This is a genomic window from Streptomyces sp. NPDC002092, from assembly GCF_053593775.1.
Window position 1 is genome coordinate 324,163 of the sequence record NZ_JBSFDG010000012.1, and the last position, 22,645, is coordinate 346,807.

At 71.0% G+C, this 22,645-nt stretch carries 20 protein-coding genes and 1 pseudogene; 8 read left to right on the top strand and 13 right to left on the bottom strand.

Annotated features, from left to right (window positions below; translation table 11 throughout):
• The first annotated feature begins 39 nt into the window (after positions 1-39).
• Genes ACWCRD_RS28135 through ACWCRD_RS28145 form a run of 3 tightly spaced genes read left to right on the top strand, consistent with a single transcriptional unit; the run spans position 40 to position 1,132 of the window.
• A complete protein-coding gene (locus ACWCRD_RS28135) occupies positions 40-87 on the top strand; it encodes a hypothetical protein (protein WP_309506048.1) in 48 nt (15 codons plus the stop codon).
• Between the two features lie 32 nt (positions 88-119).
• Entirely contained in the window at positions 120-704 is a 585-nt protein-coding gene (locus tag ACWCRD_RS28140; RefSeq protein WP_450968558.1) for a cysteine dioxygenase, read from the top strand.
• Complete coding sequence (locus ACWCRD_RS28145; protein WP_450968559.1) at positions 701-1,132, top strand: rhodanese-like domain-containing protein; 432 nt, start codon at positions 701-703, stop codon at positions 1,130-1,132. Before ACWCRD_RS28140 ends, ACWCRD_RS28145 begins: the two co-directional genes overlap by 4 nt.
• 166 nt (positions 1,133-1,298) lie before the next feature.
• Here ACWCRD_RS28145 and recX read toward each other — a convergent pair whose 3' ends face one another.
• Both recX and recA read right to left on the bottom strand, forming a co-directional pair.
• The gene (gene recX, locus ACWCRD_RS28150; RefSeq protein WP_450968560.1) at positions 1,299-2,204 is read right to left on the bottom strand and encodes a recombination regulator RecX; all 906 of its coding nucleotides are present in this window, start codon (positions 2,202-2,204) and stop codon (positions 1,299-1,301) included.
• Positions 2,205-2,207: 3 nt separating this feature from the next.
• On the bottom strand, positions 2,208-3,332 hold the full coding sequence (recA, locus tag ACWCRD_RS28155; RefSeq protein ID WP_450968561.1) for a recombinase RecA: 1,125 nt from the start codon (positions 3,330-3,332) through the stop codon (positions 2,208-2,210).
• Positions 3,333-3,693: 361 nt separating this feature from the next.
• On the opposite strand from recA, the gene ACWCRD_RS28160 reads away from it, so the two are divergent.
• Positions 3,694-4,500 (top strand): hypothetical protein, encoded by an 807-nt coding sequence (locus ACWCRD_RS28160; RefSeq protein ID WP_450968562.1) that lies wholly within the window; start codon positions 3,694-3,696, stop codon positions 4,498-4,500.
• Positions 4,501-4,530: 30 nt separating this feature from the next.
• On the opposite strand, the gene ACWCRD_RS28165 is transcribed toward ACWCRD_RS28160, so the two are convergent.
• Positions 4,531-5,796: an AI-2E family transporter gene (locus ACWCRD_RS28165; RefSeq protein ID WP_450968563.1), complete on the bottom strand. Its 1,266-nt coding sequence runs from the start codon at positions 5,794-5,796 to the stop codon at positions 4,531-4,533.
• A gap of 60 nt (positions 5,797-5,856) precedes the next feature.
• On the bottom strand, positions 5,857-6,051 hold the full coding sequence (locus ACWCRD_RS28170) for a DUF3046 domain-containing protein (protein WP_030947308.1): 195 nt from the start codon (positions 6,049-6,051) through the stop codon (positions 5,857-5,859).
• An 80-nt stretch (positions 6,052-6,131) separates the two neighbouring features.
• Between ACWCRD_RS28170 and ACWCRD_RS28175 the strand changes: the two genes are divergently transcribed.
• Positions 6,132-7,076 carry a hypothetical protein gene (locus ACWCRD_RS28175; protein ID WP_450968564.1) on the top strand — a complete coding sequence of 315 codons (945 nt, stop codon included), beginning with the start codon at positions 6,132-6,134 and terminating at the stop codon, positions 7,074-7,076.
• A gap of 11 nt (positions 7,077-7,087) precedes the next feature.
• Here the strand turns inward: ACWCRD_RS28175 and ACWCRD_RS28180 are convergent.
• Positions 7,088-7,210, bottom strand: a pseudogene (locus tag ACWCRD_RS28180) (AzlD domain-containing protein); the annotation flags it as partial.
• A gap of 181 nt (positions 7,211-7,391) precedes the next feature.
• Between ACWCRD_RS28180 and ACWCRD_RS28185 the strand changes: the two are divergent.
• Genes ACWCRD_RS28185 through ACWCRD_RS28195 form a run of 3 tightly spaced genes read left to right on the top strand, consistent with a single transcriptional unit; the run spans position 7,392 to position 14,127 of the window.
• Positions 7,392-12,437, top strand: a complete 5,046-nt coding sequence (locus tag ACWCRD_RS28185; RefSeq protein WP_450968565.1) for an ATP-dependent helicase — start codon at positions 7,392-7,394, stop codon at positions 12,435-12,437.
• A gap of 56 nt (positions 12,438-12,493) precedes the next feature.
• Positions 12,494-13,330, top strand: a complete 837-nt coding sequence (locus ACWCRD_RS28190) for an Fpg/Nei family DNA glycosylase (RefSeq protein ID WP_450968566.1) — start codon at positions 12,494-12,496, stop codon at positions 13,328-13,330.
• 32 nt (positions 13,331-13,362) lie between these two features.
• Positions 13,363-14,127: an SDR family NAD(P)-dependent oxidoreductase gene (locus ACWCRD_RS28195; protein WP_450968567.1), complete on the top strand. Its 765-nt coding sequence runs from the start codon at positions 13,363-13,365 to the stop codon at positions 14,125-14,127.
• Here ACWCRD_RS28195 and ACWCRD_RS28200 read toward each other — a convergent pair.
• The 8 genes from ACWCRD_RS28200 to ACWCRD_RS28235 all read right to left on the bottom strand — a co-directional run bounded on the left by ACWCRD_RS28200 (position 14,075) and on the right by ACWCRD_RS28235 (position 22,504).
• The gene (locus ACWCRD_RS28200; RefSeq protein WP_450968568.1) at positions 14,075-14,353 is read right to left on the bottom strand and encodes a hypothetical protein; all 279 of its coding nucleotides are present in this window, start codon (positions 14,351-14,353) and stop codon (positions 14,075-14,077) included. The genes ACWCRD_RS28195 and ACWCRD_RS28200 overlap by 53 nt on opposite strands.
• 253 nt (positions 14,354-14,606) lie before the next feature.
• On the bottom strand, positions 14,607-14,981 hold the full coding sequence (locus ACWCRD_RS28205; RefSeq protein WP_450700374.1) for a helix-turn-helix domain-containing protein: 375 nt from the start codon (positions 14,979-14,981) through the stop codon (positions 14,607-14,609).
• A 109-nt stretch (positions 14,982-15,090) separates the two neighbouring features.
• Entirely contained in the window at positions 15,091-15,636 is a 546-nt protein-coding gene (locus ACWCRD_RS28210) for a CinA family protein (RefSeq protein ID WP_450968569.1), read from the bottom strand.
• A complete protein-coding gene (gene pgsA / locus ACWCRD_RS28215; protein ID WP_450968570.1) occupies positions 15,633-16,355 on the bottom strand; it encodes a CDP-diacylglycerol--glycerol-3-phosphate 3-phosphatidyltransferase in 723 nt (240 codons plus the stop codon). The genes ACWCRD_RS28210 and pgsA overlap by 4 nt, the downstream gene beginning before the upstream one ends.
• On the bottom strand, positions 16,352-17,821 hold the full coding sequence (gene rimO, locus ACWCRD_RS28220; RefSeq protein ID WP_450968571.1) for a 30S ribosomal protein S12 methylthiotransferase RimO: 1,470 nt from the start codon (positions 17,819-17,821) through the stop codon (positions 16,352-16,354). Before rimO ends, pgsA begins: the two co-directional genes overlap by 4 nt.
• A 98-nt stretch (positions 17,822-17,919) precedes the next feature.
• Entirely contained in the window at positions 17,920-18,759 is an 840-nt protein-coding gene (locus ACWCRD_RS28225) for a helix-turn-helix domain-containing protein (protein WP_450968572.1), read from the bottom strand.
• A 243-nt stretch (positions 18,760-19,002) separates the two neighbouring features.
• On the bottom strand, positions 19,003-21,696 hold the full coding sequence (locus ACWCRD_RS28230) for a DNA translocase FtsK (RefSeq protein ID WP_450968573.1): 2,694 nt from the start codon (positions 21,694-21,696) through the stop codon (positions 19,003-19,005).
• Positions 21,697-21,820: 124 nt separating this feature from the next.
• Complete coding sequence (locus ACWCRD_RS28235; protein WP_115909444.1) at positions 21,821-22,504, bottom strand: response regulator; 684 nt, start codon at positions 22,502-22,504, stop codon at positions 21,821-21,823.
• Positions 22,505-22,645: the final 141 nt, after the last annotated feature.

Consider the following 22,645-nt stretch of genomic DNA (forward strand, 5'->3'; position numbering starts at 1 on the left):
GTGACCGACACCTATGTGCGCCTGTGGCGGAGGGTCCATATGGACCTCGTCCGCTATGCGGGCTGCGTGTGTCGTCCGTCCTGCTGAATTCGCATCCCCCTTCCCGCGCGCGCCATCCAATGCTGCCGCGCGCCCCCGCGAACGCTTCTTCAGGACGGTGCCACGTGTCTGTCTCTTCTCCTGCCCCTGCCTCCGTCGCCGCAGCCGCCCAGGTTCCGACGCAGGCGGACCTCCTCGACTTCGTACGGCGTACGGCCGCCGACGCGGAGCTGATCGCCTCCCTCCCGCTCGATCCCGAGGGCCGCACCTGGGTACGCCTGGAGGGGCCCGGTGGCAGCGAGGCCTGGCTGATCGGCTGGCCGCCCGGCACGGGCACCGGCTGGCACGACCACGCCGAGTCCGTCGGCGCCTTCGTGACGGCGTCCGGTGAGCTCAAGGAGAACTCGCTCGCCGCCCGGCTGCCCGCCGACGGCTGGAAGACCCTGGAACTCACCGACGGCGTGGACCGGGAACGGCGGCTGCCGACCGGCAAGGGCCGAGCCTTCGGCCGTCACCATGTCCACGAGGTGCTCAACGAGTCCACCGGCCAACACGCGGTCTCCGTCCACGCCTACTACCCGCCCCTGCCGCAGATCCGCCGCTACAGCCGCGTGGGCCAGGTCCTGCGCCTGGAGCAGGTCGAGCGCCCGGAGGACTGGCAGTGAGCGGCGAGGGTCCGGTCGACGGGCAAGTGGGCGGCGCGGGCGAACAGCCCGTCGGCATCGACGAGTTGCTGGAGCGGGTGCGCGGGGGCTACGAGCGGATCGAGCCGAAGGAGGCTTACGACGCTGCTCGCTCCGGCGACGCACTCCTGGTCGACATCCGATACGCCGCCCTGCGCGAACGGGACGGCCTGATTCCCGGCGCCCTGGTCGTCGAGCGCAACGAGCTGGAGTGGCGTCTCGACCCGCAGGGCAGCCACCGCGTGCCCGAGGCCACGAGTCACGAGCTGCGGGTCGTGGTGATCTGCAACGAGGGCTATGCGTCGAGCCTCGCGGCGGCCTCTTTGCACGGTTTGGGGCTGGGACGGGCCACGGATCTGGTCGGCGGGTTCCAGGCGTGGAAGGCGGCGGGACTGCCTGTGACGTCATAGGCGGTCGGCGATCGGTCGGCGCCGACGCCGACGCTTCTCAGCCGTCCGACATGGCCTCGATGCCGACGACAGCACCAAGGAGGGACCGCGCCGCAGGGTTCGACGGTCACGCCGTACTGAGCGCGGCACGCATCCCGGCGGCCACATCTCTACGGCTCGTGCCCCGTCAGAACCCCTCGTCCCCGAGGAACTCCGTGTCCTCCCCCTCCTCCTCCAGCGCCTGCCGCACCACCCGCAGCGCCATGCCCTCGGAGTAGCCCTTGCGGGCGAGCATGCCCGCGAGGCGGCGCAGGCGCTTGTCGCGGTCGAGGCCGCGTGTGGAGCGCAGCTTGCGGGCGACGAGTTCGCGCGCGGTCGCCTCTTCCTGGTCCGAGTCGAGCTGGGAGACGGCCGCGTCGATCAGCGTGGAGTCGACGCCCTTGGTCCGCAGCTCCTGGGCCAGTGCCCGCCGAGCGAGCCCCCGGCCGTGGTGCCGGGACTCCACCCAGGCGTCCGCGAACGCGCTGTCGTTGATCAACCCGACTTCCTCGAACCGCGACAGCACCTCATCGGCAGCCTCGTCCGGAATCTCCCGCTTGCGCAGGGCGTCGGCGAGCTGCTTGCGCGTGCGCGGGGTCCCGGTGAGCAGGCGCAGGCAGATCGCCCGTGCCCGCTCCACCGGGTCCCCTGAGGACTCCTCCTGCTCGGCCCTCGACGAGGAGACGGAGCCCCCGTCCTCACCGGACGGCTCGCCGCGGCGCCTCTGTGGGCGCCTTCGGGAGCCGCCCGCCCCATGGGTCCGGCCGACACGGCGCGAACCGCCACCGGACGAGCCGAAACCGTCCGGTCCCCCGTCCTCCGGCCACTCGCCGCCGCCCGGCTCGCCGCCGCCCGGCTCGTCGCCGTACGACCCCCCGGTGCCGTACGCCGTCATGCCGCGTGACCTCGCGCGGTCGTGTCCCCCCTGCGCGCCGTGCCCCGCGTCAGCCCCGTACGCATCGCCGTCCGGCCCGGCAAGAGCCGCGTCGCTCCCGTCCCGCCCTCGCGGAGGGTCCGGGTAGCCGTACTCGGCCCAGTCGGTTCGCCGTGTCATACGTCAGCTCTTGGCAGCCGGAGCCTTGGTCTTGGCTGTCTTGGCCGCAGGAGCAGGCACCGCCTTCGTGGCCTCGTCCGCGGTGGCGGAGACGGCGGCGTCGGCGCCCGGCTCAGCGGTGGGCTCCTCCGGACGCACGCCGACGCCCAGCTTCTCCTTGATCTTCTTCTCGATCTCGTTGGCCAGGTCGGGGTTGTCCTTCAGGAAGTTGCGCGCGTTCTCCTTGCCCTGGCCGAGCTGGTCGCCCTCGTACGTGTACCAGGCGCCGGCCTTGCGGACGAAGCCGTGCTCCACGCCCATGTCGATCAGGCCGCCCTCGCGGCTGATGCCCTGGCCGTAGAGGATGTCGAACTCGGCCTGCTTGAAGGGCGGGGCGACCTTGTTCTTGACGACCTTGCAGCGGGTGCGGTTGCCGACCGCCTCGGTGCCGTCCTTCAGGGTCTCGATGCGGCGGATGTCGATGCGCACCGAGGCGTAGAACTTCAGCGCCCGGCCACCGGTCGTGGTCTCCGGGGAGCCGAACATCACGCCGATCTTCTCGCGGAGCTGGTTGATGAAGATCGCGGTGGTCTTGGACTGGTTGAGCGCGCTGGTGATCTTCCGCAGGGCCTGGCTCATCAGACGGGCCTGGAGACCGACGTGGCTGTCGCCCATCTCGCCCTCGATCTCCGCGCGCGGGACGAGCGCGGCGACGGAGTCGATGACGATGAGGTCGAGGGCGCCGGAGCGGACCAGCATGTCCACGATCTCCAGGGCCTGCTCGCCGTTGTCCGGCTGGGAGAGGATCAGGTTGTCGATGTCGACGCCGAGCTTCTTCGCGTACTCGGGGTCGAGGGCGTGCTCCGCGTCCACGAAGGCGACCTGGCCGCCGGCCTTCTGCGCGTTCGCCACCGCGTGCAGGGTCAGGGTCGTCTTACCGGAGGACTCCGGGCCGTACACCTCCACGACACGGCCACGCGGCAGGCCGCCGACGCCGAGTGCGACGTCAAGTGCGGTCGACCCGGTGGGGATGACCTCGATGGGCTCGTTCGGCCGCTCGCCGAGGCGCATCACGGCGCCCTTGCCGAACTGCCGTTCAATCTGTGCGAGCGCGGCGTCGAGCGCCTTCTCGCGGTCGGTTCCTGCCATGGGTTCCACCCGGTTTGCTTGAGTCGATCGCTTCACGTCAAAGACGCTAACGCCTGCCACTGACAATGCGCCCCGACGCCCGTCCGGCCTGTGGATAACTCGGGTACATCTCCGTCAAAACCACGGCGAATTACCCGTCGAGAGCCTCGCCGGAGCCTCCATAAGAATGGATGTTCGATTTTCGTGTCAAGCGCACCATGCGACACCTCCGACCCTACGTCCGCGGTCCGACAACGGGCCGGACCGCGAGCCGTACGGCCGCTGTTCGTGCCTGCGTCCGGTCCGACTACTCCCCGCGGCGTACAGCGGGTGTCTCCGGCCGGACGACGACCGGAGGGGGCGCTCTCGCAAGGCTGACCGCATGGAGACCACGAAGCTCACCCGGGAGGGCGGCACGGCGGAACGTCACCCTGTCGTCGCGGCCACGGCGGAGGCCCGCCCGGCGGAGCGCCTCTGCCACGCCGTCGGCCTTCTCCTGATCCTCTCCGGCCTTGTGCACCTGGTGGTGTTCGCCGTCGACGGCGGCCCCTGGGACGGGCCCGTCTCCTGGCGCAAGCCCGTCACCTTCGGGCTGTCCTTCGGAGCGACGCTGATCGCGGTGACCTGGGTGACGTCGTATCTGCGCATCGGTTCGCGGCTGCGCGCGCTGCTCCTCGTCGTGTTCGCTGTCGACTGCGTCGTGGAGGTCGGCGGTATCACTCTTCAGGCCTGGCGCAGGGTGCCCTCGCACCTCGACATGGAGACACCGTTCGACACCGCGGTTTCCATGACGCTCGCGGTGGGTGGTGGTGTCCTCGTGGTGCTGCTCACCGTGTTCGCCGTCGCGTCGTTCCGGCACCGGCCCGCAGGTCCCGCAGGGATGGCGCTCGCGGTGCGTTCCGGCTTCGCGATCCTGCTCGTCGCGCTCGCTTCGGGCGCCGCGATGATCGCGCGCGGTGTGGTGCTCACCCGGACCGGGCACCAGGAGGCTGCCTACCACTCGACGGCGCCGCTCAAGCCGCTGCACGCGGTCAGCCTGCATGCGGTGCTCGTCCTGCCGCTGCTGGCACGGCTGCTGTCCGGCACGTCCTGGAGCGAGCCGGCCCGGCGGCGGATCGTGGCCGCGGCGACTGGTTGCTACGTGGCTGCCGTCATCGGCACCGGGGTGTGGGCCGTCCTCACGTACTGAGCTGGTTGTGCCCGCTCATCGGACCGTGCCTCAGGAGGAACCCTCCCCGGCTTCCACCGCTTCGTCCTGCGCCACCCCCGGCCGCCGCATCCACAACTGCCTCGCGCGCGTGAGCAGACCCGGCCCCGATCCGCCTCTCCGGTGACCGTGGACACGAGGGTCGTCCGTGACGGCGTACCGCTTCACGTACGCCCCCAGGAACGCCTGCAGCGTGGCGACCGCGGGGATGGCGATCAGCGCGCCGACGGCACCGAGGAGCGCGGTGCCGGCGATGACCGAACCGAAGGCGACGGCGGGGTGGATGTCGACGGTCTTCGCGGTCAGCTTGGGCTGGAGCATGTAGTTCTCGAACTGCTGGTAGACCACGACGAAGATCAGCACCCACAGCGCGTACCAGGGATCGACGGTGAAGGCGATCAGCATGGGCAGGGCGCCCGCGAGGTAGGTGCCGATGGTCGGGATGAACTGGGAGACCAGGCCCACCCAGACGCCGAGCACGGGCGCGTAGGGCACACCCAGGATCTGCAGCAGGATGTAGTGCGCTATGCCGGAGATGAGCGCCATCAGGCCGCGCGAGTAGATGTAACCGCCGGTCTTGTCGACGGCGATCTCCCATGCACGCAGCACCTCGGCCTGACGCGCGGGCGGCAGTACGGAGCAGATCGCGCGGCGCAGCCGCGGGCCGTCCGCAGCGAAGTAGAACGAGAACAGCACAATCGTGAGCAGTTGGAAGAGGCCGCCGATGACCTGCGCGGACACGTCCAGCACACCGGTGGCGCTGTTCTGCACGTAGTTGCGCAGCCAGTTGGAGCGGAGCAGGCCCTCCTGGACGTCTACGCGTCTGAGCTCGGTGTGGAAGTGCGTGTTGACCCAGTTGATGACGGAGTCGAGGTAGTTCGGGAACTCCTCGACGATCTTGATGATCTGGCCCGCGAGCATGGAGCCGAGCAGGGTGACGAAGCCCGCCGCCATGATCATTACGGCCAGGAAGACGAAGCCCGTGGCCAGTCCCCTGCGTATGCCGCGCGAGGCCATCCAGCTCACCGCGGGCTCGATGGCCAGAGCCAGGAAGAACGCGATGAGAATGTTGATCAGCAGGCCGGTGAGCTGATGGAAGGCCCAAGTGCCCAGCTGGAAGGCCGCGTAGAGGGCGAGGACGAGCACCGCGGCGCGCGGCAGCCAGCGCGGCATGCGAACGCTGGGCCCGGCGGCGTCGGCAGGGGGCCTGCCGGGCGGCGTCGTGCCGAACGGGGATGCGTGCTGGGCCGTCTGCCCGGCCTCGTCAGTGGGTGCCACGGATAAAGTCTCGCCCACTGGTCTGACAATCAACTACGGCCCTGCGATCTTCGTGACCGATCAGTGCTTCTCCCGCGGAACGTCCATGACTGTGCAGACCACTCGCCACACGTCCTTGGCATCCCAGCCGGCGTCCAGTGCCCCGTGCACCGTGCGACCGCCGAGCTCCGCCATCACGTGGTCGCGTGCGAAGGTGTCGGCGTATCCCGGACCGAAGTGATCCGCCATCCGCTGCCAGAAGACCGTCAACCGCATGACTCCAGTATCCCGCCCCTGAGGGTGGGCCTGGGCCGGGACCCCTTGCCGAGACCGCTTTCCGCCCTACGGTCTGACGCATGTCCGAAACAGGAGCTTCCCCACTCCCTGCCTCACCCCCGGCACGCTCCCCGCTGTTCCGCGCGGAGCACTTCGTCTGGCTCACCGCGCGCGTGCTGGAACAGCGCCTCTTCGCGTACCACTTCCTGAACGGGGGCGCCGACCCGGTGGAGACCGCGCTGGACGCGTACCGCAACGAGGACGGTGGGTACGGCCACGCGCTGGAGCCCGATCTGCGCGGTCCGGTCAGCCAGCCGCCGCACACTGTGCACGCGCTGCGTGTTCTGGATGCCATCGGGCGCTGTGGCGGACAGCGGATGGAGCGCGTGTGCCGCTATCTGACGGCCGTGTCCACGACGGACGGTGCCCTGCCGGCGATCCGTCCCAGTCAGCGCGGCTATCCCGCGGCCCCTTTCATGCCGATCGTGGACGACCCGCCCAGCGAACTCCTCACCACGGGCCCGGTGGTGGGTCTGCTGCACCGCAACGAGGTGTGGCACGCCTGGCTGTTCAGGGCCACGGACTTCTGCTGGCATGCGGTCGAGTCGCTGGACAAGTCCCACCCCCACGAGATCGAGGCCGCCGTGGCCTTCCTGGACTCCGCTCCCGATCGCCCGCGCGCGGAGGCGGCTGCCGACCGCCTCGGCCGCCTGGTGCGCGAACACCGGCTCGCGGCTCTGGAACCCGACCGCCTCGACGCGTACCCGGTCGCCCTCGGCTATGCGCCCGGTGAGCACCACTTCCCGCACGACTACGCGAAGACGCCGAGCTCTCTGGCGCGCGCGTGGTTCACGGATGCGGAGATGACGCGCTCCCTCGACTTCCTCGCGGACGCGCAGCACGAGGACGGCGGCTGGCCCGTCAGCCGGCACCGGTGGGCACCGGGCACCGCCCTGGAGGCTCGCCCCATGGCGACGATCGAGGCGCTGCACACCCTCAGGGCGCACGGTCGTCCCATCGGCTGAGCCGGACGCCGTCACCCGCCCATGGCACGCACTCCGGCGGTCACCACGACGGCCGCCGCCACGACGAGGAGGAACGGGGCGCGCAGGATCAGCGCCACGGCGGCTGCGGTGAGCCCTGCAACCCGCGCGTCGAGGCAACCCGCCGCTCACTTCAGCTCACCACCGGCCTCTCAGACACCGGGCCGCGGGCGGCGGGCTCGCCGTACCGCCGCGCCCCCGACCCACAACGAACGAAACCGCGCCCGGCCGCCCAAGCCCAGCGCAGCGAACCCACAGGCCAGAGCCATTGTCAGTGGCCGGGTGCAGGATGGACGCATGGTCAGCTCCGCACACCGAGCCCTCGACGGCTTCTCCCCCGCGACCCGCGGCTGGTTCACGGGGGCCTTCTCCGCGCCCACCGCGGCCCAGGCGGGCGCGTGGCAGGCCATCAGAGAGGGCTCGGACGTGCTGGTGGTCGCCCCCACCGGCTCCGGCAAGACCCTGGCCGCGTTCCTCGCCGCCCTGGACCAGCTGGCCTCGACACCGCCGCCCGCAGACCCCAGGAAGCGCTGCCGCGTCCTGTACGTGTCGCCGCTCAAGGCTCTCGCGGTCGACGTCGAGCGCAACCTCCGCAGCCCCCTGACCGGTATCCGCCAGGAATCCGTGCGCCGGGGCCTGCCCGAGCCCGAGGTGAAGGTGGGCATCCGCTCCGGCGACACCCCGCCCGCCGAGCGCCGCGCCCTGTCCACCCGCCCCCCGGACATCCTGATCACCACCCCGGAGTCCCTGTTCCTGATGCTGACGTCGGCCACGCGCGACGCGCTGACCGGCATCGAGACGGTGATCCTCGACGAGGTGCACGCGGTGGCGGGCACCAAGCGCGGCGCGCACCTCGCGCTCTCCTTGGAACGACTGGACGAGATCCTGCCGAAGCCGGCCCGCCGCATCGGCCTCTCGGCGACGGTCCGCCCGGTCGACGAGGTCGCGCGCTACCTCTCACCGCGCCGCAAGGTGGAGATCGTCCAGCCGAAGTCGGGCAAGGAGTTCGACCTCTCGGTCGTCGTCCCGGTCGAGGACCTGGGAGAGCTGGGCGGCTCCCCGGTCGCCGACGGGTCGGAGGGCACCGAGCGCCCCTCGATCTGGCCACATGTCGAGGAGCGGATCACCGACCTCGTCCAGGCCCACCGCTCCACGATCGTGTTCGCCAACTCCCGCCGCCTCGCGGAGCGCCTGTGCAACAGGCTCAACGAGATCGCGTACGAGCGGGCCACCGGCGAGCCCCTGGACGAGCACCACGCTCCGGCCGAGCTCATGGGCGGCTCCGGAGCGGCGCAGGGTGCACCACCCGTCATCGCCCGTGCCCACCACGGCTCGGTCTCCAAGGAGCAGCGCGCCCTCGTCGAGGAGGACCTCAAGGCGGGCCGCCTGCCCGCCGTGGTCGCCACCTCCAGCCTCGAGCTGGGCATCGACATGGGTGCCGTGGACCTCGTCGTCCAAGTGGAGTCCCCGCCGTCCGTCGCCTCCGGTCTGCAGCGCGTGGGCCGCGCGGGACACCAGGTGGGCGCGGTCTCCACCGGCGTGGTCTTCCCCAAATACCGCGGCGACCTCGTCCAGGCGGCCGTGGTCACCGAACGCATGCGCACCGGCTCCATCGAATCCCTCAAGGTCCCCGCCAACCCCCTGGACGTCCTGGCACAGCAGCTGGTGGCGATGACGGCCCTGGACACCTGGCAGGTCGACGACCTGCTCGCCACGGTCCGCCGGGCCGCGCCCTTCGCCTCGCTCCCGGAGTCGGCGTTCACGGCGGTCCTCGACATGCTCGCGGGCCGCTATCCGTCCGACGCGTTCGCCGAGCTGCGCCCGCGCGTGGTGTGGGACCGCGTCACCGGCACGGTCACCGGCCGCCCCGGCGCTCAGCGACTCGCCGTCACCTCTGGCGGCACCATCCCCGACCGCGGGCTCTTCGGAGTCTTCCTCGCCGGAGCCGACCCCAAGAAGGGCGGCGGCCGGGTCGGCGAGCTCGACGAGGAGATGGTCTACGAGTCACGCGTGGGCGATGTCTTCACGCTCGGCACCAGCTCCTGGCGCATCGAGGACATCACGCGCGACCGCGTCCTGGTCTCCCCCGCGCCGGGCGTACCGGGCCGGCTCCCCTTCTGGAAAGGCGATCAGCTCGGCCGCCCGCTCGAACTGGGCCGCGCGGTCGGCCAGTTCCTGCGCGAGGTCGGTTCGCTGTCCAAGGAGGACGCCCGGCTGCGCCTCCTCGCGGCAGGTCTGGACGCGTGGGCCGCTGACAACGTCCTGTCCTATCTGGACGAGCAACGCGAGGCCTGCGGCCATGTCCCGGACGACCGCACCATCGTCGTGGAGCGCTTCCGCGACGAGCTCGGCGACTGGCGGGTCGTCGTCCACTCCCCCTTCGGCGCCCAGGTGCACGCGCCGTGGGCACTCGCCCTCGGCGCCAAACTCTCCGAGCGGTACGGCATGGACGCCCAGGTCATGCACGCCGACGACGGCATCGTGCTGCGCCTCCCGGACGCCGACCTCATGGGCCTGGACCTGCTCGACCAGGAGCCGATGAAGGCAGGCACGGAGTACGACGCCGACCAGGCACCCGTCGGCGCCGCGGACGTCGTCTTCGACAAGAGCGAGGTCGACCAGGTGGTCACTGACCAGGTGGGCAGCTCCGCCCTGTTCGCCTCCCGCTTCCGCGAGTGCGCGGCCCGCGCGCTGCTGCTGCCGCGACGCAACCCGGGCAAGCGCACCCCGTTGTGGCAGCAGCGCCAGCGCGCCTCCCAACTGCTCCAGGTGGCCAGCGAGTTCGGCTCGTTCCCGATCGTCCTGGAAGCGGTCCGCGAGTGTCTCCAGGACGTCTTCGACGTCCCCGGCCTCGTCGAGCTGATGGGCGACCTGGAGTCCCGCAAGGTACGCCTCGTCGAGGTCACCACCCCCGAGCCCTCCCCCTTCGCCCGCTCCCTCCTCTTCGGATACGTCGCCCAGTTCCTCTACGAGGGGGACTCGCCGCTCGCCGAGCGCCGCGCGGCCGCGCTCTCCCTGGACTCGCGGCTGCTCGCCGAGCTGCTGGGCCAGGCGGAGCTGCGCGAACTGCTCGACGCCGAGGTGCTGACCGAGCTGGAGCGGGAGCTCCAGTGGCTCACCGAGGACCGGCGCGTCAAGGACGCCGAGGGTGTCGCCGACCTGCTGCGCCTGCTCGGCCCGTTGACCGACGCGGAGCTGGCCGAGCGCGGCGCCGAGCCGCACTGGGCGCAGGAGCTGGCCCGCGCCCGCCGCGCGATCAAGGTCCGTATCGCCGGGGCGGACCACTGGGCGGCTATCGAGGACGCTGGCCGCCTGCGCGACGCCCTCGGCACGGCCCTGCCGGTCGGCGTCCCGGAGGCTTTCACGGAGCCGGTGAAGGACCCCCTCGGTGACCTCCTCGCCCGCTACGCCCGCACCCACGGCCCCTTCACATCGGCCACGGCGGCGGCCCGCTTCGGCCTGGGCGTGGCCGTCACGGAAGGCGCCCTGCAGCGCCTCGCGGCGAACGGCCGTGTCGTGCAAGGCGAGTTCCATCCGGCGGGCATCGGCCAGGAGTGGTGCGACGCGGCAGTGCTGCGCCGGCTGCGCCGCCGTTCCCTGGCCGCGCTGCGGCACGAGCTGGAACCGGTGGCACCGGCCGCACTCGCCCAGTTCCTGCCGCAGTGGCAGCACATCGGCAAGGGGCACGGCCTGCGCGGTGTCGACGGGCTGGTGCGTGCCGTCGAGCAGTTGCAGGGCGCATCCGTGCCGGCGTCGGCCCTGGAGAAGCTGGTGCTGCCGTCCCGAGTCGTCAACTACACGCCCGCGATGCTCGACGAGCTCACCGCCGCCGGAGAGGTCGTCTGGGCCGGCGCAGGCGCTCTTCCCGGCAAGGACGGCTGGGTCTCCCTCTATCTGGCGGACGCTGCTCCCCTGCTCCAACCCCCGCCACACCCCCTGGAACTGACCGCGCTCCACCAATCCGTACTGGACACCCTCTCCGGGGGCTACGGCCTGTTCTTCCGCCAGATCGCCGACCAGGTCCGCGCGACCACCCACCCCGACGTCACCGATCCCCAACTCGCCGACACTGTCTGGGACCTGGCCTGGTCCGGCCGCCTCACGAACGACACACTGGCCCCCATGCGCTCCCTGCTGGGCTCGGGCCGCACCGCGGGCTCCACGGCCCACCGCGCCAAGCGCAGCGTCCCCCGCGGGCGTTACGGCTCCCTCACCGCCGCGGCCCGCCCCGCCTCCCGCAGCGGACCGCCGACCGTCGCCGGCCGCTGGTCCCTGCTCCCCGCACGGGAGGCGGACCCGACGGTGCGCGCGCACGCCGTCGCCCGCACCCTCCTCGACCGGCACGGCGTGGTCACCCGGGGCGCCGTCTCCGCGGAAGGCATCGAGGGTGGCTTCTCGGCGACGTACCGCATCCTGTCCGCCTTCGAGGAGAGCGGCCAGGCACGGCGCGGCTATGTGGTCGAAGGGCTCGGCGCGGCCCAGTTCGCGATGGACGGCGCGGTGGACCGCCTGCGCGCGGTGTCCAACGCCCGCGACCGCGGCGAAGCCCTGCCGCAGCCCTCGGCCGAGGGCACGCCGAGCGGCTACCCCGCCGGTTCCTTCGGCTCGTCCCACGCCTTCACCGCGCCCGGCGACCCGAGCGCCGGAACGCCCCACGGCCACACACCCCACAGCTCCGACGATCCCGACACCTTCGACTGGACGGCCGGCTTCGACACGGACAGCGGCACCGCCCGGAGCGGGGACCGTGCCCGCCGGGACCGGCCCGAGTTCGACATCACCGGCTTCGAGGACGACTTCGGTCTCCCGCCGGCCCGCGCCTCCCGGGACGAATACGTCTCGCCCCGCGACTTCGCGTCCCCAGGCGCAGGCGGCCCCCGAAGCGGCCCCGGCTCGCCACCCGTCTCGTACGGCTCTGCTTTCCCCGATCGCCGCCCCCGCCCCACTCCCGACTCCCGAGCAGTCGTCCTCGCCGCAGCCGATCCGGCGAACGCGTACGGCGCGGCGCTGCCCTGGCCGGAGCCCCCGACCGGCGCGGGGCACAAGCCGGGGCGAAAGGCGGGCTCCCTGGTGGTCCTCGTCGACGGTGAGCTGACGCTCTACATGGAGCGCGGCGGCAAGACGCTGCTGGCCTGGCCCGCCGACCCGGAAGGCACCGCCACCGAGGACCCCCGTCTGCAGGCAGCGGCGCAGGCTCTGGCCGCAGCCGCCCGAGCGGGCTCCCTCGGCACGGTCACGGTGGAGCGGGTCAACGGCGCCTCGGCCCTGACGTCCCCCATCGGCACCCTCCTGGAAGGAGCAGGCTTCATCGCGACCCCGCGGGGCCTGCGTCTCAGGGCGTAACCGCAGGGCCCCCGCTCTCCGAGCCCGCGCGCACCCACCCGTGACACCCTTGACCCATGCCCGAAGGAGACACGGTCTGGCAGACGGCGAGACGCCTGCACGACGCCCTCGCCGGCAAGGTGCTGACCCGTAGCGACTTCCGGGTGCCCAAGTACGCCACGACCGACCTCACCGGCCGTACCGTCCTGGACGTCACCCCGCGCGGCAAGCACCTTCTGACGCGTGTAGAGGGCGGCCTGACGCTCCACTCCCATCTGAGGATGGACGGCTCCTGGAAGGTGTACGCGAACGGCATGCGCTGGACCGGCGGCCCGTCCCACCAGATCCGCGTGATCCTGGGCAACGCCGACCGCACAGCCGTCGGCTACCGCCTCCCCGTCCTCGATCTCCTGCGCACCGCCGACGAACAGCGCGCCGTCGGCCACCTCGGCCCCGACCTCCTCGGCCCGGACTGGGACCCGCAGCAGGCGCTCGCCAACCTGCTCGCCGACCCCGCCCGCCCCCTCGGCGAGGCCCTCCTGGACCAGCGCAACCTCGCCGGCATCGGCAATGTGTACAAGAGCGAGCTCTGCTTCCTGCTCGGCGCCACCCCCTGGCTCCCCGTCGGCGCGCTGCCCGCCGACCGCGCGGCGAAGCTGCCCGCGCTCGCCAAGAAGCTCCTGGAGGCGAACCGCGACCGCCCTGTCCGCACCACGACGGGCCGCCGCGGCCAGGACCTGTTCGTGTACGGCCGCGCACCCCGCCCCTGTCTGCGCTGCCGCACCTCCGTCCGTGTGGCCGACCAGGGCGACGGCTCCCGCGAGCGCCCCACCTACTGGTGCCCGAACTGCCAGACGGGACCGGCGCCGAGCACCGCCCCACCCCGCACAACTCCACGCCGCACGACTAATTGACGACCCGTCAGACACCCCCGTACCGTCCCTTCATGCCCGTGAAGGCGTACGAACTCACCGGACGCATCGCATTCGTCACCGGGGCGGCCGGTGGCATCGGCCGCGCCTCGGCCGTGCTGCTCTCCGAAGCCGGCGCCACGGTCCACTGCGCCGACCGCGACGCACAGGGCCTGCACGAGACGGCGACCCTGATCAAGGACGGCGGTGGCACCGCCCACGTCCACCACCTCGACGTCACCGACCGGGGGCAGCTCAGACAGGCCGTCGAGTCCTGCGAGCGCCTGGACGTGATGGCCGCGGTCGCCGGGATCATGCACAGCAGCCCCGTCCTGGAGACCCGGGACGAGGACCTCGACCGGGTGCTGAGCGTGAACTTCAAAGGAGTGCTGTACGCCTGCCAGGAAGCCGCCCGTCGGATGCTGGAGCGGAAGACCGGTGGCAGCATCATCACCATGGCCTCCGGCGCCGTCGACACCGGCCGCCCCGGCCTGCTCTGCTACGGCGCGGCCAAAGCGGCCGTCGTCCAGCTGACGAAGACCCTGGCGAACGAGGTCGGCCGGCACGGCATCCGGGTCAACGCCGTCGCCCCCGGCTGGATCCGCACCCCCATGACCGACCGCCATGAAGCGGAGGCACAGGCGCAGACCGAGGCGCTGATGGCCCGGATGTCACCGCTGGGCCGGGTCGGCGAACCGGAGGACGTCGCTCACACCGTGCTGTATCTGGCCTGTGACGCCTCGTCGTTCACGACGGGCCAGATCCTGCGTCCGAACGGCGGGGTGGCGATGCCGTGGTGACGCGGCCCGTCCGCCAGGCCACCCGCCACCGCCCTGCCCCCACGGCGTCCGTCGCCCGCCCCTTCGGCACACAGTGCACCGGCAGCAGACCCAGCCCCCAGCCCCCGGCAGCGACCGCCCCCTCCAGCACGCCGGCACCGGGCGCAAACGCCAGCCGCAGCACCGCCCACCACCACAGCACCCCGAGCCCGAGAAACGCCCCCCAGCGCACTGTCGGCCGTGCCATGGACGCCACCTCCGGCCCCGAAGCTAGACCGCCGCCTTCGCCCCCGGAAAGGGCGCACCGACGGCACATGGGCGCAACGCATCGCAGGTATCCACCATGACCGCCCCGAGCCGCACCGGCAAACGGACCCGGACAGCCGTACAAGGCGCCCCCGACAACACGAAAACCCCGACCGCTCCTCCCCAGTTCTCCCTGGAGAAGCCCCGGCCGGGGCCTTGCACGTGCACGTCGGCTCAAGTCACGCGCGTGAATGTCACGCGGCGACCACGTCCACCGCCTCGGCGGGCGCCTTGATGGTCACCCGTTCCGGTGGCACACCGGTCACCGACACGGAACCCAGCATCGGACGAACCGACGCGGGCACAGGCTCGGTGGCCGCAGCAGACTGGGCCAGCTCGGCGAGGGCGAGCTCGTCGCTCACTTCTCGCATGAGCTCGGACATCCGTACGTCCAGCGCGTCGCAGATGGCGGAGAGCAGTTCGGAGGAAGCCTCCTTCTGCCCCCGCTCCACCTCGGAGAGATAGCCGAGTGAGACTCGGGCGGACGAGGAGACTTCGCGCAGAGTACGGCCCTGGCGCTGGCGCTGCCGACGCAGCACGTCACCCAGCAGGCGACGGAGCAGAATCATCGGTGGCTCCCTCCTCGGACCGCGTAGCCGCATCCTTCACGCCCCACCGTACCGCCTCGCGCTGCGGCCGTGCGGGGAGCGATGTCGTGTTCACTCAGGGCTGCAAACATCAAAACCCCCCGTTCTGTTCCGTATCCTGTGCCAGCTCATTCCCGGACTGTTCGCTCGCAAGCTCCTTCAGGAGCAGTGCGAGTACGCTCCGTACACTCTCCATACGAATTTCCGCACGGTCGCCGTTCAACCGCAGGGCCTCGACTTTTCCGCCACCGGCGGAACCGGAATCCGCTCCGAAGGGGCCGTCCACGGCCACGAAAACCACCCCGACGGGCTTCCCGTCCTGCGGTTCCGGGCCCGCGACACCGGTCGTCGCGATGCCCCAGTCGGCGCCCAGCGCCTTGCGCACGCCGGCCGCCATCTGGGCCGCGACCTGCGGGTCCACCGCTCCGCGCTGTGCCAGCAGGGTGTCGTCGACGCCCAGCAGTTCGTGCTTCAACTCGGTGGCGTAGGCGGTCACCGAGCCGCGGAACGCCTTGGACGCTCCTGGGGCGGCTGTGATTTCCGCCGCAACCAGCCCGCCCGTGAGCGACTCGGCGACCGCGAGGGTCTCGCCCCTCACCGTCAGTAGTCGTACGACGTCGGCGGCCGGAGAATTCACGCTTCCGTCTCCTCCAACGCGGCCTTGCGCTCGGCGATTCCCTGCCTGCGCAGCACAATGGCCTGTCTTACATAGTCGAGCCCGGTCGCCACGGTCAGCACGACCGCCGCGGCCATCACCCAGAACCTCAGGGTGGCCAGCCAGCCCGTCAGCGCCAGGACATACATCCCCACCGCCACGCCCTGGGTGAGCGTCTTCAGCTTGCCGCCACGGCTCGCCGGGATCACGCCGTACCGGATGACGAGGAAGCGCAGCAGCGTGATCCCCAGTTCCCTGCCCAGGATGACGATCGTCACCCACCACGGCAGGTCGCCCAGCGAGGAGAGACAGATCAGCGCCGCCCCCATGATCGCCTTGTCGGCGATGGGGTCGGCGATCTTGCCGAAGTCGGTGACGAGGTCGTAGGTGCGGGCCAGATGACCGTCGAAGAGGTCGGTGATCATGGCGACGGCGAAGGCGGCCCAGGCGAAAGAGCGCCATGCCGGGTCGTACCCGCCGTCGGCCAGCATCAGAGCGACGAAGCCGGGCACGAGGAGCAGCCGGAGCATGGTGAGCAGGTTGGCGACGTTCCAGACGCTGGCCTGGTTGACGGCCGCGGCGGCCAGCTTGCCGCCCCTCGGGGACTTCGCCCCTGTCTGCCGGTCGGAAGCGGCGGGGCCGGCCGGCGAGGAATCCGCCGGGGAGGAGCCGTTCGCCGCCGATGCCGGTACTCCGGTCATCTGCCCGCCTCCTCACTACACCCGAGCGAGCCCGTCAGCGGCTCGGCCACCAGGTCGACACCTTCCGTACCGACCACCTTCGCCTCGACCATACGGCCGACGCTCAGCCCTTCGCCGCTCGTGAGCAGCACCTGGCCGTCCGTCTCCGGCGCCTGGTGCGCCCCGCGGCCGTACACGCCGTCCTCGTCCACGGACTCCACGAGCACGTGCACGGTCTCGCCCAGGCGCTCCTCGGCACGCTGCGAGACGAGCTCCTCGGCCAGCCGTGAGACACGTGCCAGCCGCTCCGCCACGACGTCCTCGGCCAGCTTGTTGTCGTACGTCGCCGCCTCCGTGCCCTCCTCGTCCGAGTAGCCGAAGACGCCGATGGCATCCAGCCGAGCGCCGTTCAGGAACCGCTCCAGCTCCGCCAGGTCGTCCGCGCTCTCGCCCGGGAAGCCCACGATGAAGTTGGAGCGCACGCCCGCCTGGGGGGCCTTGCTCCGGATGGTGTCGAGCAGCTCCAGGAAGCGGTCGGTGTCACCGAAGCGGCGCATCGCCCGCAGTACGCCGGGGGCGGAGTGCTGGAAGGACAGGTCGAAGTACGGGGCGACCTTCGGCGTCGAGGTCAGCACGTCGATCAGGCCGGGACGCATCTCGGCCGGCTGGAGATAGCTCACGCGCACGCGCTCCAGGCCGTCGACCACGGCGAGCTCCGGCAGAAGTGACTCCAGCAGGCGGATGTCGCCGAGGTCCTTGCCGTACGAGGTGTTGTTCTCGGAGACCAGCATGATCTCCTTGACGCCCTGCTCGGCCAGCCACCGCGTCTCGTTCAGCACGTCGCTCGGGCGGCGGGAGATGAACGAGCCGCGGAAGGACGGGATGGCGCAGAAGGAGCAGCGGCGGTCGCAGCCGGAGGCGAGCTTCACCGAGGCGACCGGGGCGCCGTCCAGCCGGCGGCGCAGGGGCGCACGGGGGCCGGAGGCGGGCGCGAGGCCCTCCGGGAGGTCCACGGGGCCGTGCCCGGGCAGGGCGACCTCGGCGGCCGATTCCTGTCGCTCGGCGGGGCTGATCGGCAGCAGCTTGCGCCGGTCGCGCGGGGTGTGGGAGGCGTGGATGCCGCCGTTCAGGATGGTCTGCAGTCGGTCGGAGATGTCCGCGTAGTCGTCGAAGCCGAGTACGCCGTCGGCCTCGGGAAGGGCCTCGGCGAGCTCCTTGCCGTACCGCTCGGCCATGCAGCCCACCGCCACGACGGCCTGGGTTCTGCTGTGGCCCTTGAGGTCGTTGGCCTCCAGGAGGGCGTCGACGGAGTCCTTCTTGGCGGCCTCGACGAAGCCACAGGTGTTGACGACGGCGACGTCCGCTTCCGCGGCGTCCTCCACGAGGTCCCAGCCGTCCGCCTCCAAGCGGCCTGCGAGCTCCTCCGAGTCCACCTCGTTACGGGCGCAGCCAAGGGTGACGAGTGCGACGGTACGGCGTTCAGGCATGCGCTCAAGACTACTTCGTCTCACTGACAGCCCACGTCGACGGGGTTGGCCGATCTTGGCCAACCCCGTATGAGCCCTGCTCCGCTGTCAGCCGACTGTCAGCCGGCCTGGGGGTCACCCTTCGTGTACGTGAGGCGCTCCACCGCGCCGGACTGGAAGTTGTCGTCGATCTTCTTGCCGTTGACGTAGAGCTGGATCGCGCCCGCGTCGCCGAGAACGAGGTTGATCTTCTCGCTGTCCTGGAAGGTCTTGGAGTCGCCCTGCTTGAGGAGCCCGTCGAAGAGCAGCCGGCCGTTGTGGTCCTTGGCCGAGATCCAGCTGCGGCCGTTGGCGGCGCTGACCTGGACGGTCACCTTGTCCTGGGGCGCGGCCGCGATGGCGCTGTCCGAGGGGTTGGACTTCGGGATGTCGGACTTGCTGCTCTTGGGCGTGGGCGAGGCCGGCTTGCTGGCCGAGGGCGTGGATCCCTCGGCGACCTGGGTCTTCGCGCCGCTGTCGTCGCCGCCCTTGAACGCGGTGAAGCCGACGAAGCCGACCACGGCGACGATCGCGGCGACCATGGCCGCGGTCCAGTTGGGTCCGCGCCGCTCGGGGCGGATGCGTTCCGCCTCGAAGAGGGGGGCGGCGGGGGTCGGCGCGGGGCGGCCCCCGTGCTGGGCGTCGTACTGCGCGAGCAGCGGGGCCGGATCGAGGTGGACAGCCTTGGCCAGGGTCCGGATGTGGCCCCGGGCATAGACGTCGCCGCCGCAGGGGGCGAAGTCGTCGGCCTCGATGGCGTGCACGATGGCGATGCGGACCCGGGTGGCGTTGGTGACGTCGTCGACGGTCAACCCGGCCGCGATTCGTGCCTGCCGGAGGGCATGGCCGATGGAGCGGTGGGCTTCCGCGCGATCGTCTTCGAACGGACGCTCGTCTTCAGGGGAGTTGCCGATGGACACGGGGGCGCCTTTCGAGCGTTTAAGCCACCTGTGCTGGAGGTTCAGTCTATGGGGGGTGCGAAAGGGTGGGGCAACCGGGCGGTCGGACTTTGTAGCCCATCGGAATGGCCGGACACGCCGATGGTGGGTGCGCGATGGTCGCTTCCCTCAACTTGACGTACGTGGACGGGAAACGGTTGCTCAATGATCCCTTACGGGTGAGTCACGATCGGACATCGGTGGCCCTCCCGCGCGAGCCTCTTCTCAAGCCTCCCCGCGGATCACCGCGAGCACGCCGTCCAGCTCGTCAGCCTTCACAAGAACATCACGAGCTTTCGACCCTTCGCTCGGTCCGACGATGCCCCTGGACTCCATGAGGTCCATGAGCCGCCCGGCCTTGGCGAAGCCGACGCGCAGTTTGCGCTGGAGCATGGACGTCGACCCGAACTGGGTGGAGACCACCAGCTCGGCGGCCTGGCACAGCAGGTCGAGGTCGTCGCCGATCTCCTCGTCGATCTCCTTCTTCTGCTTGGTGCCCACAGTGACGTCGTCCCGGAAGACGGGCGCCATCTGGTCCTTGCAGTGCTGGACGATCGCCGCGACCTCCTCCTCGGTCACGAAGGCGCCCTGCATACGGGTCGGCTTGCTCGCACCCATCGGCAGGAAGAGGCCGTCGCCCTTGCCGATCAGCTTCTCGGCACCGGGCTGGTCGAGGATGACGCGGCTGTCGGCGAGCGAGGAGGTGGCGAACGCGAGCCGCGAGGGCACGTTCGCCTTGATCAGACCGGTGACGACGTCGACCGAGGGCCGCTGCGTGGCGAGCACCAAGTGGATGCCCGCCGCGCGCGCGAGCTGCGTGATGCGCACGATCGCGTCCTCGACGTCCCTCGGCGCGACCATCATCAGGTCGGCGAGCTCGTCGACGATCACCAGCAGATACGGATACGGCTGCAGCTCCCGCTCGCTGCCCTCGGGCTGCTTCACCTTGCCGCTGCGGACGGCCGCGTTGAAGTCGTCGATGTGCCGGAACCCGAACGCGGCCAGGTCGTCGTACCTGAGGTCCATCTCCCGTACGACCCACTGGAGCGCCTCGGCGGCCCGCTTCGGGTTGGTGATGATCGGCGTGATCAGGTGCGGGATGCCCTCGTAGGCGGTCAGCTCGACCCGCTTGGGGTCGACGAGGACCATACGGACGTCCTCGGGAGTTGCGCGGACCATGATTGACGTGATCAAGCAGTTAATGCACGACGATTTACCGGAACCGGTGGCTCCGGCCACGAGGACGTGCGGCATCTTCGCGAGGTTGGCCATCACATAGCCGCCCTCGACGTCCTTGCCGAGCGCGACCAGCATCGGATGGTCGTCCTCGGCCGCCGCCGCCAGGCGCAGCACGTCTCCGAGGTTGACCATCTCGCGGTCGGTGTTCGGGATTTCGATGCCGACCGCGGACTTGCCGGGGATCGGGCTGATGATCCGCACGTCCGGGCTGGCGACGGCGTACGCGATGTTCTTGGTCAGCGCGGTGATCCGCTCGACCTTCACCGCGGGGCCGAGCTCGACCTCGTAGCGCGTGACCGTCGGCCCGCGGGTGAAGCCGGTGACGGCGGCGTCCACCTTGAACTCGGTGAAGACGTTGGTGAGTGACGCGACCACGGCGTCGTTGGCGGCACTGCGCGCCTTGCCGGGGCCGCCGCGCGTGAGGAGGTCGAGGGAGGGCAGGGAGTAGGTGATGTCACCGGAGAGCTGAAGCTGCTCGGCGCGGGCGGGCAGGTCGCTGGGCGCCTCGGGCGCGGGCTTGGTGAGGTCCGCGACCTCGACCTTCAGCTTCTCCTGCTTGGGGCGCGCGGCCGGCACAGCCTTCGGTGCCGGTGCGGGGGTCGGTGTGCTCTCCTCGCGGTCTCCGACGCTCACCCCCTGGGTGAGGTCGGCGACGATCGGCGAGGGCGGCATACCGTGCAGGACGGCGCCGTCGAGCGCGGCGGCCGCAGCCGCCGCGACGTCCACGGCGTCCATGGGGCGCTGCATGTCGGGCTGCGGGACCGCCGACCTGCGCGGGCGGCCACGACGCCGCGAGAGGGCCTCCTGCTCCGCGCCGTCGGGGTCGTACGACCCGGGGGCCGGACCACGCCTGCGCGTGCGCGCGGGCAGCGCCTCGCGCCACTGGTCGTCGTAACGCTGATCGTCATCGGTGAACTCGTCCTCCTCCGGGTCGTGGAGGACGCCGAGCTTCACTCCGAGCAGCCGCAGCCGCTGCGGAATGGCGTTGACGGGAGTGGCCGTGACGACGAGCAGACCGAAGATCGTCAGCAGCACGAGCAGAGGCACGGCGAGGATGTCGCCCATCGTGTACGTCAGCGGGGTCGCCGCCGCCCAGCCGATGAGGCCGCCGGCGTCCCTTATCGCCTGCATCCCCCCACTGCGGGCGGGCGCCCCGCAGGCGATGTGGACCTGGCCGAGCACACCGATGACGAGCGCGGACAGGCCGATCACGATGCGGCCGTTGGCCTCGGGCTGCTCGGGGTGGCGGATGAACCGCACGGCGATGACCGCGAGCAGTATCGGCACCAGCAGGTCGAGGCGGCCGAAGGAGCCGGTCACCAGGATCTCGACCAGGTCGCCGACGGGCCCGCGCAGATCGGCCCAGGTGCCCGCGGCCACGATGAGCGCGAGGGCGAGCAGCAGCAGGGCGACACCGTCCTTGCGGTGGGCCGGGTCGAGGTTCTTCGCGCCGTTCCCTATGCCGCGGAAGACGGCGCCGACGGCGTGCGCGACGCCGAGCCAGAGGGCGCGGACGAGCTTGTAGACGCCCCCGGTCGGATTCGGCGCAGGCTTCGGCGGTGGCGCCGACTTCTTCGCCGCGGCTTTCCTGGCCGGGGCCTTTTTCGCAGCGGCCTTCTTCGCCGGAGCCGCCGCCTTCTTCGCGGGCTGCTTCTTGGCAGCGGAGGGACGTGAGGCCATAGAGGTGAGGTTACCGGTGGAGGCGACAGCGGACACGTGTGCCTACTGCTTCACCCGTTCGTGTCGCCCTGAAGCGGGCGCGGAACTGACGCGTCCTCATGGACAACTGGTCCACGCCCAGAAGTCAGTTCTGCGAGGACACCGAGGACGCGCTGCCGGCGCCCGGTTCCAAGGCGTCCAGCGCCCGCCGCAATCCCGTGAGTTTGCGTTCGAGATGGGCCGCGGTCGCCACGGCCGCCGCATCCGCCGACTCGTCGTCGAGCTGCTTCGACAGCGCCTCGGCCTGCTCCTCGACCGCCGCGAGCCGCGCCGACAGCTCGGCGAGCAGGCTGGCGGGCTCCTTGGCCTCGCCGGCCGCGGTCTTGCCGCCGCCGCCCTCCAACTGGAGCCGCAACAGCGCCGCCTGCTCCCGCAGCTGGCAGTTCTTCATGTACAGCTCGACGAAGACCGAAACCTTCGCGCGCAGCACCCACGGGTCGAACGGCTTGGAGATGTAGTCCACCGCGCCGGCCGCATACCCACGGAAGGTGTGGTGCGGGCCGTGGTTGATCGCGGTGAGGAAGATGATCGGGATGTCCCGGGTCCGCTCTCGCCGCTTGATGTGCGCCGCTGTTTCGAAACCGTCCATTCCCGGCATCTGGACGTCCAGCAGAATGACCGCGAAGTCGTCCGTGAGCAGTGCTTTGAGCGCTTCCTCCCCGGACGATGCCCGCACCAGCGTCTGATCGAGCGCAGAGAGGATGGCCTCCAGCGCAAGCAGATTCTCCGGCCGGTCATCGACCAGGAGGATCTTGGCCTTCTGCACCATGGCCCGCCCTCCTCGCCCCGGATGTGCACCGGGCGCCGCCCCTGGGGACGACTCCCTTTCGCCGCCCGTCCTTGTGCCGGTCATCGTAGCCGCACCCCGCCCGTCGCCACACCCTGTCACCGCGATGTCACTGTGCACGTA